This is a genomic window from Bacteroidales bacterium, assembly GCA_013141385.1.
Classification (GTDB): Bacteria; Bacteroidota; Bacteroidia; order Bacteroidales; family Tenuifilaceae; genus UBA8529.
In genome coordinates, this window is sequence record JABFRB010000005.1 from 24,318 (window position 1) to 40,501 (window position 16,184).

Sequence of the window (16,184 nt, forward strand, 5' to 3'; positions counted from 1 at the left end):
GATACTGACTAGTAATTTAGGATTAAACAGAAACGCCAAATCTTAAAGTTTTGAAGATTTAGCGTTTCTGTTTTTTAAAAATTACGGACGATATTTTGATCGATTAAAAATTTTCTGATAGTCACGTTCTTTCATCAATTGTTGAAAGGAAATCTCCTTGTTATTCTTCAAATACGAATCGACAATTCGATAACCTAACCAAACAACAGCCCTCCCGGGTGATTCCTGAGAAAAACCTGATGTAAATGGTGCATCATTAATATATTTATTGATAATGAATGAATCGGTAATAAAAAGCATCTTATTCTCAATAAAATAAGTCCAAAGCTGTTTCTCATTATTTTTGCACCACTTCATTTTGACTGGCGAAAAGCCAAAAATCAAACTATCAGATTGCTCCGAAAGCATTTTTTTAGTAAAATACATCAACTTTCCCTCATAGATAATATTGTTAATCATATTATCGATTGAATCGTTGAAAGGAAACTCACCAATAGCCCATGCCCGCATACAATCCGAAGTAATCTTTGAGGGTTTCATATTCCTAATTGAATATTTGGGTATACCTAAACTAAGATAATAACTACAATCACCACCTAAATATCTATCAAGACCAACACCTAAGAGGTTATCATCTAACATTGTTGATAGGTTAAAACCCGAAACAAATGAATAAACAGTTGGTATATTATTGTTTGGAAAGTAATAATGATAACGTTTAAAAGCATCGGTGAATTCATCGTTTAGTTTATCCAAATTAGGGAAAACATCCTGAACTTTTTTATAGGTGTCCTTAACCATCGGATTGGTAACAAAACTCTCTAAATATCCAGCAAAACCAGGCTCATCAATTTTGCCAATTTTTATTATCCCCTCCCCAAATAGTTGGAAAAAGCGTCCATATTCATGTGATAGTTTAGGTATTGAGTTTCTCATACTATCTGGGTTAATGCTAAATAAAGCCTTATCAAACCGCTTAATTTGAACACTAACATCTATTTTATTTAAATTAATATCATCATGTTTACTCCAGCATGAACTTAAAGTAATTACAGCAAGTAGAAGGAGGTAAAGAAAACTTCTTTTCATTTTCATGTTCAATTAATTTATCAGGAATCAAATATAATGAAATTAGAATCGCAAATCTTGATATTTTGAGTTACCAGCCTCACTAAAACTTCCTCTCTATTATTGCAATAAATCGTGGCTTTATATTTTTCATTTTATTCAATCATATCACTTGTTAGTTTCCGCACATTTTATAAACAGTTTATCAAAGTTTTTTGGGTGATTATAAAAAAATAAAGTAAGTTTGAAACTAAACGTAATCTTTAATGTTATTATTTACGTACAATATTTAAAATTGATATAAAAATAGTGATGACTGAACGAAGGACTTTTATTGGTGTTGACCGACTTATGGTTGATAGAATTGATTCACTTGATGAAAAATGGTTTGTAGAATTCTGGGTGGTTAAATATTACTTCTTTGGAATAGAGATTCATACACAAAAAAAAGAAATTGTAAAGCATAACCGCAAGCATAGTTTTCTTTAAACATGACATTACAAACAACACCCCTCTTTCTATAATTTTCAAAATTTATCTCTTCTGTTAATTTGAAATGAATATATATCTAAAAAATAGATAATGTTCATTTTCTAAATAAACAATTCAAAAACAAGAATCAAATATATTTCAGATAAAAACATCTGGATAAGTACCCTGAAAAAAATTTAAAGAAAGTAATTGACACAATTAAAAGCGAAATATTTTATCTTCTTAATTTCTTTAGGTTTTTCATTTTAGATTTCGTATTATTGGTTGGAAATATAACAACTTATAATGCAACCAAAAAGAACTACAATATTTTATCTGCTTTTAATTTTATTAATTGCACCTTCAATAAGATCTACTGGTGCAAAAGATTTTATTTCAGACACATCCAAAATAAAAGCAATTCTTAAAAAGGCTGAGATTAAATTAGATAGTAATAAAAACCAAGAATCACTTCAACTTTCAAGATCAGCCTTAGATTTTTCTAAAAGAAGCGGTTATACTTATGGTATTGGAAAATCATTATTACAAATCGGACGTATTCAACTTGAAAATGGAAAAAATGACTCATCAATTTCATCGTTAAAGAAAGCGTTACCTCACTTAAGAAGCATTAATAAAGAATTTGAAGTTGGTTTAGCGCTAAATGGAATTGGGAAAGCGTTTGGAGATATTGGCAATCAAGATAGTGCAGAGGTATATTATAATGAGGCATTAAAGATCAGACAAAGAATAAACGACAAGAGTGGAGTAGCTACTACAATTCACAACCTTGGTTTAGTTTATAGATCGAGAGGTATTTATCCCAAGGCACTTGAATATTACTTTCTTTCCCTATCAATAAACGAAGAATTGGGCGATAAATACAAACAAGCAATAACTTTAAATAGCATTGGGGTTGTTTTTAGGAATCAAGGCGATTATACAAAAGCTCTTGAATTTTACTTTAAATCCCTAAAGATTAATGAAGAATTAAAAGACCTAAAGTGGACTGCATATCTCTATAATAATATAGGTATGGTATACCAGCATATCGGTGATAACAAAATGGCTCTTAAATATTATAATGAATCACTCAGAATAAAACAATCATTAGATGAAAAACTTGGCATGTCGACTTCATATATTAACATAGGTGATATATATGAGAAACAAGGCGATTTGGAAAAAGCTATGGAGTTCTATAGAAAAGCAGAGGATATAAGAAAAGCGATTTCAAATTTTCCAGGATTGGCAAATCTTTATTTAAGTATGGGTGAACTATATAAGCTAATGCATAACCCCTTAAAATCTCTTGAAATTCTTAATGAAGCTGAAAAAATATATACTAGAATTGAAGATCCTAATGGATTGGCAAATTGTTTTATCCAGACCGGACTAACTTATTATGAATTAGGGGATAAGAATAAAGCTATTAATTATTGTCTGTCAGGAATTAATCAAGCCACAAAGATTGGAGCATTTGATTTAATTCTGCAAGGCTACGAAAATCTTTCAAGAATGTATGAAGGTTTGGGTAAAACTTCTCAAGCGTTCAACTCATATAAATTATATATAACACTTAGAGATAGTTTAAGTGGCATAGAAAATTCCAAAGAAATTGTAAGAATCCAAATGCAAGCAGATTTTGATAAGGTGATGCAAAAGCAAAAGATTGAACAAGAACAGCAACTTGAGATTGCTCAGTTAAAATCCAAGAAACAAACAATGATCGCTAACATTTTCATTCTTGCCTTTACACTTACCCTATCTGTATTCATTTTATTCTATTTAAATTTTCGTCAGAAACAGAGACATAATGATTCACTTGCATTTCAGCAACTTGACATGGAGCGCCAAAAAAGTGAATTGATGAACCAGCGCGATGAGTTAGAGATACAGAAAAATTTAGTAATTCATCAACGAGATAAGATAATGACCATGTTGACCGATCTTGGGGAGTCAATTGATTATGCTCGAAAAATACAACAAGCCTTACTTCCGTCTGATAAAACCTTGGAAAGTATTTTAGGAAAATATTTTTTATTTTTTCAACCTAGGGAATCCGTTGGGGGTGATTTCTACTGGGTTGCAAGACATGAAAATAATATTTACTTTGCTATTGCAGACTGCACTGGACACGGGGTGCCTGGCGGTTTTATGAGCATGCTTGGAGTATCATTGCTTAACGAAATGATATCACGTTCAGAATGCGATTCTCCTGCAAAAATGCTTTGGAAGTTAAGAGATATGATTATAAGAGCACTTAACCAAACTGGACTTGATGATGATAGTCAGGATGGAATGGATATAGCTCTTTGCATGTATAATCCCGTAAATCGCAATTTAGTATTCTCTGGAGCAAACCTTTCATTAATAATTGCAACTTCAAATCCACCTGAGGAAGGGGAAAAAATACTTGTTCAGGATAATATTGTTGAACTAAAACCCAATAGAATGCCAGTTGCTTTCTACCAACGAATGGAAGAATATAACGAATATCATTTAGTTCTAAATCCAGGGGATTCAATTTACCTATTCTCAGATGGATATGCAGATCAGTTTGGTGGTGCACATAATAAAAAATTCGGTTATTCAACTTTTAGAAACCTAATTTCATCCACTTCTAAAAAACCATTTGAAAATCAACATGATATTTTTTGGAATGAATTTGATAGGTGGAAGGGTGACGAAAATCAGACTGATGATGTAATTGTAATGGGGATACAAATATCCTAGGATTTATAGTAATTTAGAGAACAAATTACCATAAATTATTGTTAAAAATAAAAACAAATAATATATGAAACACGAACTACCTAAGTTACCGTATGAGCTAGATGCATTAGCTCCGGTAATATCAAAACAAACGCTTGAGTTTCACTATGGAAAACATCACCAAGCTTATGTGAATAACCTCAATAACTTGATTGTTGGAACTAAATTTGAAAATTCCGATTTGGAAACCATAATCCATGAAGCTGATGGGGGAATCTTCAATAATGGTGCACAGATTTGGAATCACACATTCTATTTTAACTCTTTTTCTCCAAAACCTAAACTGGAGCCATCGGGTAAGTTGGCTGAAATGATTATTAAAGATTTTGGCTCATTGGCAGAATTTAAGGAGAAGTTTAATAAGGCAGCCGCCACCCTATTTGGTTCGGGTTGGGCTTGGTTGGTTGTTGACTCATCTGGCCATCTGGATATCAAACAGGAATCTAATGCTGGAAATCCTCTAAAAAATAATCTTAAACCCCTAATAACATGCGATGTATGGGAACACGCATACTATCTAGATTATCAGAATAGAAGGCCCGATTATATTCAAACTTTCTGGAATGTTTTGGACTGGAATGTTATTGAAAATCGTATAAAGTAGTATTATTTATTTGCAAAGAGTGTTATTAAAAAAGGTAACACTCTTTTTATTTTTTAGATAAAATATTATGCTTAAAGATTTAGTGCTTAGGAATCGTAGCTATAGACGTTTTGATCAATCTAAAAAGGTTGATAAGAAAACTCTACTCGAGTTTGTAAGGTTAGCTTTAAATACTCCTTCAGGACGTAATTTGCAAACTCTTAAGTATTTTATATCGGCAGATGCAGAACTAAACTCCAAGATTTTTCCAAACCTTGCTTGGGCAGGATATTTAAAGGATTGGAATGGTCCAGAAGAAGGAGAAAAACCTTCTGCTTATATTGTCATACTTGAGGATACAAAAATTGGGAAAAACCTTGTTCATGATCAAGGCATTGTTGCTCAAACCATTCTTTTAGCAGCAGTTGAGAAAAGTCTTGGTGGTTGTATTATTTATACTATTAAACGCAATGAGTTAATTGAGACATTAAGCCTACCCGCGCATCTAGATGTTGTCCTTGTACTTGCCATAGGTAAACCAGTTGAAGAGGTTGTACTTGAGCCTATGCCTGCAAATGGGGAGGTAAAATATTGGCGTGATGAGAAACAGATTCATCATGTACCAAAGCGAAGCCTAGAAGAAGTTGTGATCAACCTTTAGGATGACACTAATTATATACACTACCGTCTTTGAAGGAGAATTCTTTCCTGAACGCCCTCTTGCTATTAGCCTGACTTACCTCTCATTTATTAATCAATTCAGGTTTTTTAAGAGAATATCAATTTTAAATTATGCCATAGTAACTACAGAAAGATCACATTCCTTGCAACTCCCATCTGCATTGAGACCAACCAATGATGAATAAAAGCCATCCCGATTAATTAATACGTTTCCACATTTAGGGCAATTTGTATTGTTTTCTACCTCTAAATTGGGAACATTTCCAATGTAAACAAACTGAAGTTTTTGCTTTGCTATATTAAAGACATGGGTAAGAGTCTCAATTGGAGTTAGTGGATTATAAACCAAATGAGCTGGATGATAACGGCTAAGATGTAAAATTGTATGCTCGCCCAACTCATTGGCAATCCAATCTATCATCGATTTTGCATCATCCATATTATCGTTCAAATTCGGGATCACAAGAAATGTTATCTCAAGATGTTTCCCGCTTTTTCGGATTTCCTTTAAGGAATCAAGGACAGGTTGAAGCCTACCGCCTGTATATTTTCTATAAAAAATATCTGTAAAAGCCTTTAAATCTATATTGAATGCATCAATAAACTCAAATAGGACGGAAAGGGGTTCTTTATTTATGTACCCATTGGATACCATAACATTCTTCAACCCGTCAAGTTTAGCAATTCTAGCAACTTCCAGCATGTACTCATAGGAGATTGTAGGCTCATTGTAAGTATAGGCAATTCCTATGTTATTAGGATGGATTTTTGCTTTCATTACCACCTCCTGGGGCAAAACTATTCTCAGATTATCAATATTTTGTGGAACGTATTGGGATATCTCATAATTTTGACAAAATGAACATTTCAGGTTACATCCAAAACCACCAATAGAATAAATCATTTTACCGGGGAAGAAATGGTATAGCGGTTTTTTCTCAATTGGATCAAGTGATGAAGATGAAATAACGCCCCACTGGGTCGACTCCAATACTCCATTTCGGTTTAAACGAGTATTACAAATCCCCACCCTCTCGTTTTTTATTTTACAAAAATGGGGGCATAACTGACATTCCGTAGAGCCTGAATCGGACTTTATGTAAAATTGCGATACCATTCGAAACGATCTAATCGGCTTACAAGTTAATTGTTTGGTTAATTGAAATCAAGTAATTAAAACTTTGGGGCAAAATATTATTGGCTAATTAGGTATTTATCTATATATTAGATATATAGCAAGATTATGCTTAATACAAAACAGAGTATATTAATCTATAGTTCATAAAAATCCATTGATATTTTGCTCCGTTTTTCAATGTTTTCTAAAATCATTAATTACAACAATTCTTTTACAAGATATAAAATATTCATTTATATGATTGTCCGTAATAATACCTAATGAAGAATAAATAATCCAAATTGTCATTGCCTTACGGCAAACTCGCAAAATACGCTCGGTTCCTGCGAACCGTTAGCTCATGAGCGAAGCGAATAATGCAGAAATCTATCTCTTTCAAGGGATTCCGGGGCTTCGCCCGGAATGACAATGGATTGTGTTTTGCTTATAGATATTATAACGGATATGCATATTCTTTTAATATTCACAAATTTAACACATTTGTAATTTTAGGGTTTATGCAATACTAAGAAACTTAAATTTATTGCGCTTCAAACTTAAACGTCAAACCTTACTTTGATAATTGACGTTACATTTATCATATCTTGTGATAATATAAAAACTCAAAACCATTTTTAATAAAAATATTTGCTTCCGAATTACACATATTTCTAGAAATTTTATTTTTGTTGATAAACTCTTCCAAAAAAAAGTTTAAAATCCAAAGTTCAATTCTACTTTTGTAGAAAGAACTCAATATGGCTGAAAGACGCACAAATGCTCGTTTACCAAAAACAAATCTAGCAAGTTTTGAACTGGGAAAGATACCTCCCCAAGCACTGGAACTCGAAGAAGCTGTTCTTGGTGCAATTATGGTAGAAAAGGATGCGGTAATCTCAATCCTTGATATTATTAAACCAGAAAGTTTTTATAAGGAAACCCACCAAACAATATTTAAAGCAATTATAGACCTCTCAACCCGTCTTGAGCCAATCGATTTACTAACTGTTTCGGAAGAACTGAGACGCAGAAATCAACTTGAAGAGATTGGTGGTCCTATATATCTTGCGCAACTTACCTCAAAGGTTGGTTCTGCAGCCCACCTTGAGTTTCACTCAAAAATCATTGCTCAGAAATATATTCAGCGTGAACTAATCCGAGTTTCATCCGATATACAGAATCGTGCATTTGACGATAGTATTGATGTGGACGATCTATTGGATTACTCTGAAATGGAACTTTTTAAGGTTGCCGAAGGCAATATTAAGAGAGAAACAGCACAAATTAATGTACTTGTAAAGCAGGCTCTTAAAAATATAGAGGAGGCAGGGAAGCGTGAGGACGGATTAAGTGGCGTACCCTCGGGATTCTCAGATCTTGATCGAATGACTTCTGGTTGGCAAAAATCCGATTTGGTTATTGTTGCTGCACGTCCTTCTATGGGTAAAACAGCATTCGTTCTTTCGATGGCTCGAAAAATGGCTGTAGATCATAAAACTGCAGTTGCCTTCTTTTCGCTCGAAATGTCGAATATTCAACTTGTAAATAGATTAATTGTCAGCGAATCGGGAATTCCTTCCGAAAAAATTCGAAATGGAAGGCTAGATCCACATGAATGGACTCAACTTGTTGTAAAGATTAAAGATCTTACAGAGGCAAAGATATTTATTGATGATACCCCTGCCCTTTCAATATTCGAGTTTAGAGCTAAATGTCGAAGATTAAAAGCCCAGTATGATGTAGGAATAATTGTAATTGACTACCTACAGCTAATGACTGGCCCAACTGAAACCAAAGGGAATCGCGAACAAGAAGTAAGTACTATTTCTCGCTCATTAAAGGCGATTGCCAAAGAATTAAACGTCCCAATTATTGCCCTATCTCAGCTTAATCGTTCTGTCGAAACACGTGGTGGAAACAAACGCCCTCAACTATCGGATTTACGTGAATCGGGTGCAATTGAGCAGGATGCCGACGTTGTAATCTTTATTCACCGTCCCGAATATTATGGATTTCTTGAAGATGAGGATGGTAATTCTTTAGCTGGATTGGCTGAAATAATCCTTTCAAAACACAGAAATGGTGCAGTTGGCGACATCAAACTAAGATTTGAGAAGGAAATGGCTCGTTTCTCCGACTTTGAAAATGTTGACTACATGGATTATATTGCAAAAGCAGGTTCAGAAAGCGCACAACCAGCAGTAACTTACAAATCGAGGATGAACGAGGATGTGCTGAGCGGTAAAGAAGGCTTTGGGTTTGAGCCTAACCGATCACCTGATTCTGATATTCCGTTTTAAAAGGCAACTAAATTTATAGTATTTTACTTAACTCTATTAGGGAATGAATTTCATGAGTTGGCTTAGTCTTATGGCTTTTTTTGTAACGATTAAAGTACACCTGATCGATACCGAACTTTTTAGCACCAATAATATCTATCTCTAGATCATCCCCAATCATAATACTCTCGTTCTTTTTAGCATTTACAGACGAGAGTGAATATCCAAATGCCTCAAGGCAAGGTTTATGGTAACCAGATGTTTCAGATGTAATTATCTTTTCGAAGTATTTTGCTATATGACATTTTTCAAGTTTCGGAAACTGAACTTCGTTAAAACCATTGCTAATTATATAGAGTTTATACTTTGGACTAAGATATTCTAGCATCTCCCGCGCTTGAGGTATTAGAGCCGTTTTAGTAGGTGTTATACGAATATACTCATCTCCCATCTCTTTAGCTAAAATTTGATCGTTAACACCATAATCTCTAAGGGTTAAATCGAATCGCTTAAATCTTAATACATCTTTCTTAAGCTCACCAAGACGATATTTTTCCCAAAGATAATCGTTATGCTTAGTGAAGGTATTTATAAAAGTTTGAATATCAGGGTATACAACATTAAGATTGAAATCAAAATATACATCACGCAGTGCATCAATCATGTTCTGATCAAAATCCCAAAGAGTTCTATCAAGATCAAAAAATATATGTTTGTAAACTTTTACTTTTTTATTAAAAAGGCCATTAAACATAAGAAAAAAACTTTTTTATTAAAAAGAGTCAAACAAGTTCTCAAACGAAATTTTTACAATATTTGTTTCGAAATTTATTTTTCAAAAAATATATTTCTAATATTTAAGGGCATTGAACTGAATTTATGGTTGTTAAATAACTTGAAAAATTGAACATAAAAACCTCTATACCTAAAGATTAATAAAAAAGGTCTATTCAGGTAATCAACTATTAATAAAACCAAAAGATTAACTACAGACAAAAAAAGCTAACTTTGCACAATATCAAAACCATAAAATAGAAATACATTGACTTTCGAAGATTTTAATTTTCATCCTGATATAATTGGTGGCATTAAGACTATGGGGTTTGAAAAGCCAACCCCTGTTCAGGAACTTGCAATCCCTTTTATACTTCAAGGGAAAGATTTAATTGCGTGTGCCCAAACTGGAACTGGGAAAACAGCTGCTTTTGTTCTTCCAATTTTAAATAAGCTTGCATTATTACCAGTCAAGCTAAACTACATTAATACTCTTGTAATTGTTCCAACTCGTGAGTTGGCTCTACAAATTGACCAACAGGTAGAGGGTTTTGCCTATTTTTCACCAGCCAGTTCAATTGCAGTTTATGGTGGAAACGATAGTGGTAACTGGGATCGCCAAAGGGCTGCCATTGAAAGTGGCGTTGATTTCTTGATTGCAACCCCTGGAAGACTTATCCAACATCTTCAAATGGGGTATGTATCACTTGATCGTGTTGAACATTTCATTCTTGATGAGGCCGATAGGATGCTCGACATGGGGTTCTATGAGGATATTATGGCAATTGTTGAGAAACTTCCTAAGAAGAGGCAAACGCTTTTATTCTCGGCAACCATGCCTGAAAATATTAGGAAACTTTCAAAAGTTATACTTAACAACCCCAAAGAGATTAGCTTATCAATCTCCAAACCAGCAGATAACATACTACAAGCAGCCTATTTTGCAGAGGATCAACAAAAACTATCGCTACTTACATCATTGGTTGAGGGGAAAAGCAATATTCAAAGTGCTTTAGTATTTGCCTCAACTAAATCGGAGGTTAGAGATATTGAAAAGAAATTAATTAAAGATAATGCTAGTGCTCGGGCTATTCATTCCGATTTAGATCAACAAGCCCGTGAAGAGGTATTGAGAGATTTTAAAAACAGAAAGTTCCAAATTCTTGTTGCTACAGATATTATATCAAGAGGTATTGATATTGAGGATATTGACCTAGTTGTAAACTACGATGTTCCGCGCGATCCAGAGGATTATGTTCATCGCATTGGTCGTACAGCTCGGGCTCAATCCGATGGGGTTGCCCTCACATTTATTAATAAGAAACAACGGAAATCATTCGAGAAGATTGAACACTTCCTAGGCACAAAAATCTATAAAATACCCATACCTAAAGATTTATAGAAGGACTACTCCTTTGCCTTTTGCAGAATTGCATCCTCAATTACCAAACTGAATATCTCGTCCATATCTTTACCAAATGCAGATACCTGTTGAGGAACTATACTTGCCTCGCTCATTCCTGGTACAGTATTAATTTCCAAAAAATAGAGTTTATCATCGCTATAGATATAATCAATTCTAACAATCCCTCTACAATCTAATCTATCATAAATTTTTGATGATAAATGTTGAATTCTTTCAGATAGTTCCGGGTTAATATCTGCTGGAGTTATCTCAGATGATTCGTTGAGGTACTTTGCATTATAGTCAAAAAACTCGTTTTTGGATAAAATCTCTGTTACAGGGAAAATATACTCTTTTTCAGATGTTTTAACCAATCCACAAGTTAATTCACGACCTGCAATAAACTCTTCGATTAATACAGTCTTATCCTCTTTTAAAGCGGTTGTTACAGCACGAGCAATATCTTCTTCAGTTTTAACCTTACTTACACCGTAACTACTACCACTTTCATTAGGTTTTACAAAAACTGGAAGGCCAAGTTGCACAGCTAGTATCTCGGGATCTACAACCTGTCCTTTACGGATTAACACACCCTTGGCCAAATCAACCCCTGTATCCTTAACCAACTCTTTACAAAAATATTTATTAAAGGTTACAGAGGTATTCATTACACCTCCCGTAGTGTAAGGAATGTCAAGCATTTCAAAATATCCTTGCAAGAGACCATTTTCGCCAGGTGTTCCATGTATAGCGATTAAAGCACAATCAAAAGTAATTTTATCGCTATTTATGGTTACGCTAAAATCGTCCTTAGATATTTCGAAATCTCCGAATTCAGGGTGTTTCAGAGTCCAATTAACACCCTTAACAAGTATTGTGTAAACGTTATAATTTGTTTCACTTAGCCATTGAGTGATTTGTGCTGCGCTTTTCAGCGATATTCCTTCCTCTGATGAGTTACCTCCTGCAAGAATTGCTATATTTTTATGTTTGCTCATAGTCATGCCTATTTCAAAAGAATATCAAAGATACTGAAAAGAGTTAAATTTTAGAAGTAAAAAATGTTTGAGAATTGGTACTATGAAATCTGTAGATACTATTTTACTATTCCACAATTTCTCTGCCAGCAACGTAGTTCCGCCATTTTTCAATAACGTTTTTCATATCGGCAGGTAATTCAGATTCAAAATACATTTCTTTGCCTGATGTAGGATGTTTAAAACCCAAGGATTTAGCATGAAGCGCATGTCTGGGACAAAGTGCGAAGCAATTATCAACAAATTGTCGGTATTTAGTAAACACTGTTCCCTTAACAATAATATTTCCACCATATCGATCATCATTAAACACTGGGTGGCGAACATACTCAAAATGAGCCCTTATCTGATGAGTTCTACCTGTTTCGAGTTTACACTCTACAAGGTTCACATAACCTAAGCGTTCCACTACTTTCCAATGAGTTACGGCATGTTTACCTTGATCTCCTTCGGGGAAAACTTGCATTTTTTTCCTATCACGAATACTACGACCGATATGGCCTGTAATAGTTCCCTCATCGGCATCCAAATTGCCCCATACCAAAGTAATATACTGGCGCGATGATGTTCGATCAAAGAATTGCTTAGCCAATCGGTTCATGGCAATTTCGCTTTTAGCAATCACCAAAATCCCGCTTGTGTTCTTATCAATTCTGTGAACCAAACCCGGGCGAACTTCTCCAGAACTAAAAAGTGGAACATCTTTTAGATGGTACATTAATGCGTTTACCAATGTTCCCGAAAAATTTCCATGCGCTGGGTGCACAACCATCCCTGGTTCTTTATCAACGACTATTAGGTCATCGTCCTCAAAGAGAATATTTAAGGGTATATTCTCTGGCTTGATATCCGTATCCCTAGGCGGATAAGCCATCACGATAGAAATGGAATCAAACGGCTTGACTTTATAGGATGATTTCACAGCCTTTCCATTGACTAGGATATTATCAGCATCAGCGGCTGCTTGAATTCTATTCCTCGATATTTGATGAATTTTGCCGGTTAGAAATTTGTCTATCCTAAGCATTGCCTGACCTGGGTCAACATCAAAATGGAAATGTTCGAATAATTCCGATTGCTCCTCCGAGGCTTCATCGAGCTCATCGTCAGGATCGGTAAGTGAATCTTTAGGGTTGATCATTTTATGATTACCAACTTTTTAGTGGTTGTAGTTCTGTTGTGAAATGTTAGCTGGAACATGTAAATTCCAGTGGAAAGATTTCCTAAATCGACACTATTGCTTTGATACAATTTACTTATAACAACTTGTCCTGAAAGGTTAAAAACCCTTATCAATTCGGGTTTAGCGTCCTCATCAATATTCAGATTTATAAAATTCGATGCTGGATTTGGGTAAATAGTAAAATCAGCGGGAGTTGTTAGTTTTTCAACTATAGTAGGATTATGGGTAAGATTACCGAATACAGGTCGAATCATAAGAGACCCCTCGAATTGTGATTTCGTCCATTCTCCAGTAAGATTGTAGTAAAGTTTATCGTTATGAACATTATTTAAATCAAAACCCACGTTGAGCATATCAGTAGAAGTATTTACCCATCCCACCCAAAAATCACCTCCAATTTTCAATGGTTTATCCACTGCATAGAGAATAAACTTATTCAAGCCATTCTTATAAATGGGTTTTAATCCTATTTTCTGATACAGAGTATCACCAGGTTTGCCATTTAAATCCTTCCATACCGTTAGTTTAAAAGAAACCTGTTCAGGATAGTAATGAAGCAATGTATCAGCGTGTATACGGTTAAAATAAATCCAAACTCCTTTTAGAGAATCTTCGACGTAAGAGTAAAATTTCTGTGCTACCATTCCTGTCTGACTACCCTCACCGTAAATCCCATAACCATTCTCAGCAGAACCATCATCGTAGGCGTAGTAGTTGAGAAATTGTTGGGTATACCTAGTTGTATCGTTCCACCGAAGGTATCTTGTGCTATCATCAAGATCGGTTACAAGAAAACTCTCCATCGTATATTTAGCTGAATCCTCCCAATTTGATGAAAAAGGGTATTCAAATTCTCGAGAATGGTAAAATGTTTCCAAAAAGGTTATATTGTCTGCACCTCCTGAGAAAAGGAAGGGAACGCTCGGTTCAGATTGATCGGTAATAATATATTTTCGAGTTACGTTCCATGTCTCTTGACCAAGATTTTTATAAGTAATATCGAAAGTTAATGGATTTGCCAACTCAGATTGTTTGGCTACACCATTAAAATGTTTCCAGGGAATTGATTCGTAATTCTTTAGTAATGATTTTAAAGGTTTACTAAATGAAATATCTCTAAGTAAAGTATCAGCATTTGAACGATTTTTGTTGATATATACTAAATCGATATGCCAATGATCGCCATTACCCCTTAAGCTGGGTATTTGAATATTCAAGGGTAAAGATGCATAGTTCACAAATCTCAGCCGGAATCCTGTCTTTAGGAAGCGAACATCCTTAATAGGGATCATCACATTAAAAAAATGATTCGAGATATCGATCGCTTTTTGAGCAACCACTTTTTTATATAGTTGATGCTTTTCATGTACAATATTATTCGTAAAATCCGCTGAAACCGACCAAGCACGAATCCATTTATTATCTTGATTCGACAGGAATTCAACTACAAGTGAATCATTTGGTTGTGGTGCCTTCCCTAACCCTTTTGGTTGGTATTGAAACGAAAAATATATGCTGTCACTTTCTGGAAAATTTAGATCAATGGGTTGTGATGATAGAGTGTCTGCAATCTGCGAAGTTGTTGAAAGGTACTTGTAAAGTTCGCCTTTCTGATTTATTGCATCAAACGTAGCAACTCCGATAGTCGGAGGGTTAATGGGATAGGTTTGATTTATAAACACATATGAATTTGTCCACTTATCCGGATCAGGGTAATCTAATCCTTTCGAAAAATCATCAAAGAAAGGTACAGTTAGCAACGAACTTGACTTGACTTTAGCTTTTATTTTAGTAACCTTAACATCCTTAATGGGTAGTGTTTGCAGATCTAATAGCATTTCCTGTCCATAAGAATTTACAGATTGTCCAATTAATAGAATCAAAAAAAGTAAAAAGCCTGTTCTCATTCAACTATATCATCAATTTTTGTAGTATCAATCTTTATATATGATGAATCAAGTCCCAACTCTGCCTTAATCTTTGGAACTCTTGACTCATTTAGAGTTAACCAGATATCAACCCTTGCGCCAAAGCTAATAGAATTTGATTCCTCAGAGTATGCAGGGTACTGACTATACACCATTGCATTCAACGTGTCCTTGTAGTCTTTTATTGTTTCATCGTACCTAACCTGACCTAAATTTAAGGAAGCATCAATTAATCTACTTCTCGATTCACTCTGATTAAGACCTATTAGCAAGGGAAGTCCTCCTTTTTCGTTTTGCATACCCCTACCCAAAACCAAATCTATCCTCGAACCTTTAGGAATCATAGTGCCGGGTTCAAGGAATTTTCCTTTGAATTTTTGTTCAAGAATATTGTTCACTGCAATATCTGGAACAAAAACTAAATTGCCAACTATAAGTCCTTGTTGGTCAAGAATTCCTTTTGCTTGACGAAGTGTAACACCAACAATATTAGGCATCTCAACCTTCTTAGGATTGCGAGCATTAATGGTAAGAAGTACTCGGCGATTCTGCTTTACTTTGGTACCTGCAATTGGGATCTGGTCAACAACCGTTCCTGGTTTACGTGTTAGAATATAAACCGAATCGGCTATCTCCGCCCTTAACTTATACTTTTTAGCCAGTTTAACCACTTCGTTGTGTTTCAACCCGCTAAAACTTGGAACAGGATAACTTTGTCCATGACGAGTGAAAATGAATAAAAAAATAAAAAACAGAAGGACCGAGCCAATCATAAAACCTAAAGGGTATAGAACGGTTTGAACGTTATAGTTTGAGTATACCCTTTTAATTATCTTTTTAAAATACTCCAACATGACTGAACTTAACTTATTTCAAGCAATAA

General features: G+C 34.5%; 13 protein-coding genes. 6 read left to right on the top strand and 7 right to left on the bottom strand.

Annotated features, from left to right (window positions below; all coding sequences use genetic code 11):
• Positions 1-81: 81 nt before the first annotated feature.
• Entirely contained in the window at positions 82-1,089 is a 1,008-nt protein-coding gene (locus HOO91_03900; protein NOU16681.1) for a hypothetical protein, read from the bottom strand.
• A gap of 291 nt (positions 1,090-1,380) precedes the next feature.
• On the opposite strand from HOO91_03900, the gene HOO91_03905 reads away from it, so the two are divergent.
• The 4 genes from HOO91_03905 (at position 1,381) to HOO91_03920 (ending at position 5,558) form a co-directional block, all read left to right on the top strand.
• A complete protein-coding gene (locus HOO91_03905) occupies positions 1,381-1,557 on the top strand; it encodes a hypothetical protein (GenBank protein ID NOU16682.1) in 177 nt (58 codons plus the stop codon).
• Positions 1,558-1,845: 288 nt separating this feature from the next.
• Positions 1,846-4,275, top strand: a complete 2,430-nt coding sequence (locus HOO91_03910) for a tetratricopeptide repeat protein (protein NOU16683.1) — start codon at positions 1,846-1,848, stop codon at positions 4,273-4,275.
• 64 nt (positions 4,276-4,339) lie between these two features.
• Positions 4,340-4,918, top strand: coding sequence for a superoxide dismutase (locus HOO91_03915; GenBank protein NOU16684.1), 579 nt, complete (start codon positions 4,340-4,342; stop codon positions 4,916-4,918).
• 67 nt (positions 4,919-4,985) lie between these two features.
• On the top strand, positions 4,986-5,558 hold the full coding sequence (locus HOO91_03920; GenBank protein ID NOU16685.1) for a nitroreductase: 573 nt from the start codon (positions 4,986-4,988) through the stop codon (positions 5,556-5,558).
• 129 nt (positions 5,559-5,687) lie between these two features.
• Here HOO91_03920 and amrS read toward each other — a convergent pair whose 3' ends face one another.
• Entirely contained in the window at positions 5,688-6,695 is a 1,008-nt protein-coding gene (gene amrS / locus HOO91_03925) for an AmmeMemoRadiSam system radical SAM enzyme (protein NOU16686.1), read from the bottom strand.
• Between the two features lie 758 nt (positions 6,696-7,453).
• Between amrS and dnaB the strand changes: the two genes are divergently transcribed.
• Positions 7,454-8,995: a replicative DNA helicase gene (gene dnaB, locus HOO91_03930; GenBank protein ID NOU16687.1), complete on the top strand. Its 1,542-nt coding sequence runs from the start codon at positions 7,454-7,456 to the stop codon at positions 8,993-8,995.
• A 13-nt stretch (positions 8,996-9,008) separates the two neighbouring features.
• Here dnaB and HOO91_03935 read toward each other — a convergent pair whose 3' ends face one another.
• Positions 9,009-9,728, bottom strand: a complete 720-nt coding sequence (locus HOO91_03935; protein NOU16688.1) for a noncanonical pyrimidine nucleotidase, YjjG family — start codon at positions 9,726-9,728, stop codon at positions 9,009-9,011.
• A gap of 288 nt (positions 9,729-10,016) precedes the next feature.
• Here HOO91_03935 and HOO91_03940 point away from each other — a divergent pair, with 288 nt between their 5' ends.
• Complete coding sequence (locus tag HOO91_03940; GenBank protein NOU16689.1) at positions 10,017-11,150, top strand: DEAD/DEAH box helicase; 1,134 nt, start codon at positions 10,017-10,019, stop codon at positions 11,148-11,150.
• Between the two features lie 5 nt (positions 11,151-11,155).
• Here the strand turns inward: HOO91_03940 and HOO91_03945 are convergent, their stop codons facing one another.
• From HOO91_03945 to HOO91_03960, 4 genes are all read right to left on the bottom strand, one after another.
• Positions 11,156-12,151, bottom strand: coding sequence for a D-alanine--D-alanine ligase (locus HOO91_03945; protein ID NOU16690.1), 996 nt, complete (start codon positions 12,149-12,151; stop codon positions 11,156-11,158).
• Positions 12,152-12,257: 106 nt separating this feature from the next.
• Positions 12,258-13,331 (bottom strand): RluA family pseudouridine synthase, encoded by a 1,074-nt coding sequence (locus HOO91_03950; GenBank protein ID NOU16691.1) that lies wholly within the window; start codon positions 13,329-13,331, stop codon positions 12,258-12,260.
• Positions 13,328-15,280 carry a T9SS type A sorting domain-containing protein gene (locus tag HOO91_03955; protein NOU16692.1) on the bottom strand — a complete coding sequence of 651 codons (1,953 nt, stop codon included), beginning with the start codon at positions 15,278-15,280 and terminating at the stop codon, positions 13,328-13,330. Before HOO91_03955 ends, HOO91_03950 begins: the two co-directional genes overlap by 4 nt.
• Positions 15,277-16,155, bottom strand: a complete 879-nt coding sequence (locus HOO91_03960) for a PASTA domain-containing protein (protein NOU16693.1) — start codon at positions 16,153-16,155, stop codon at positions 15,277-15,279. The genes HOO91_03955 and HOO91_03960 overlap by 4 nt, the downstream gene beginning before the upstream one ends.
• Between the last annotated feature and the right edge of the window lie 29 nt (positions 16,156-16,184).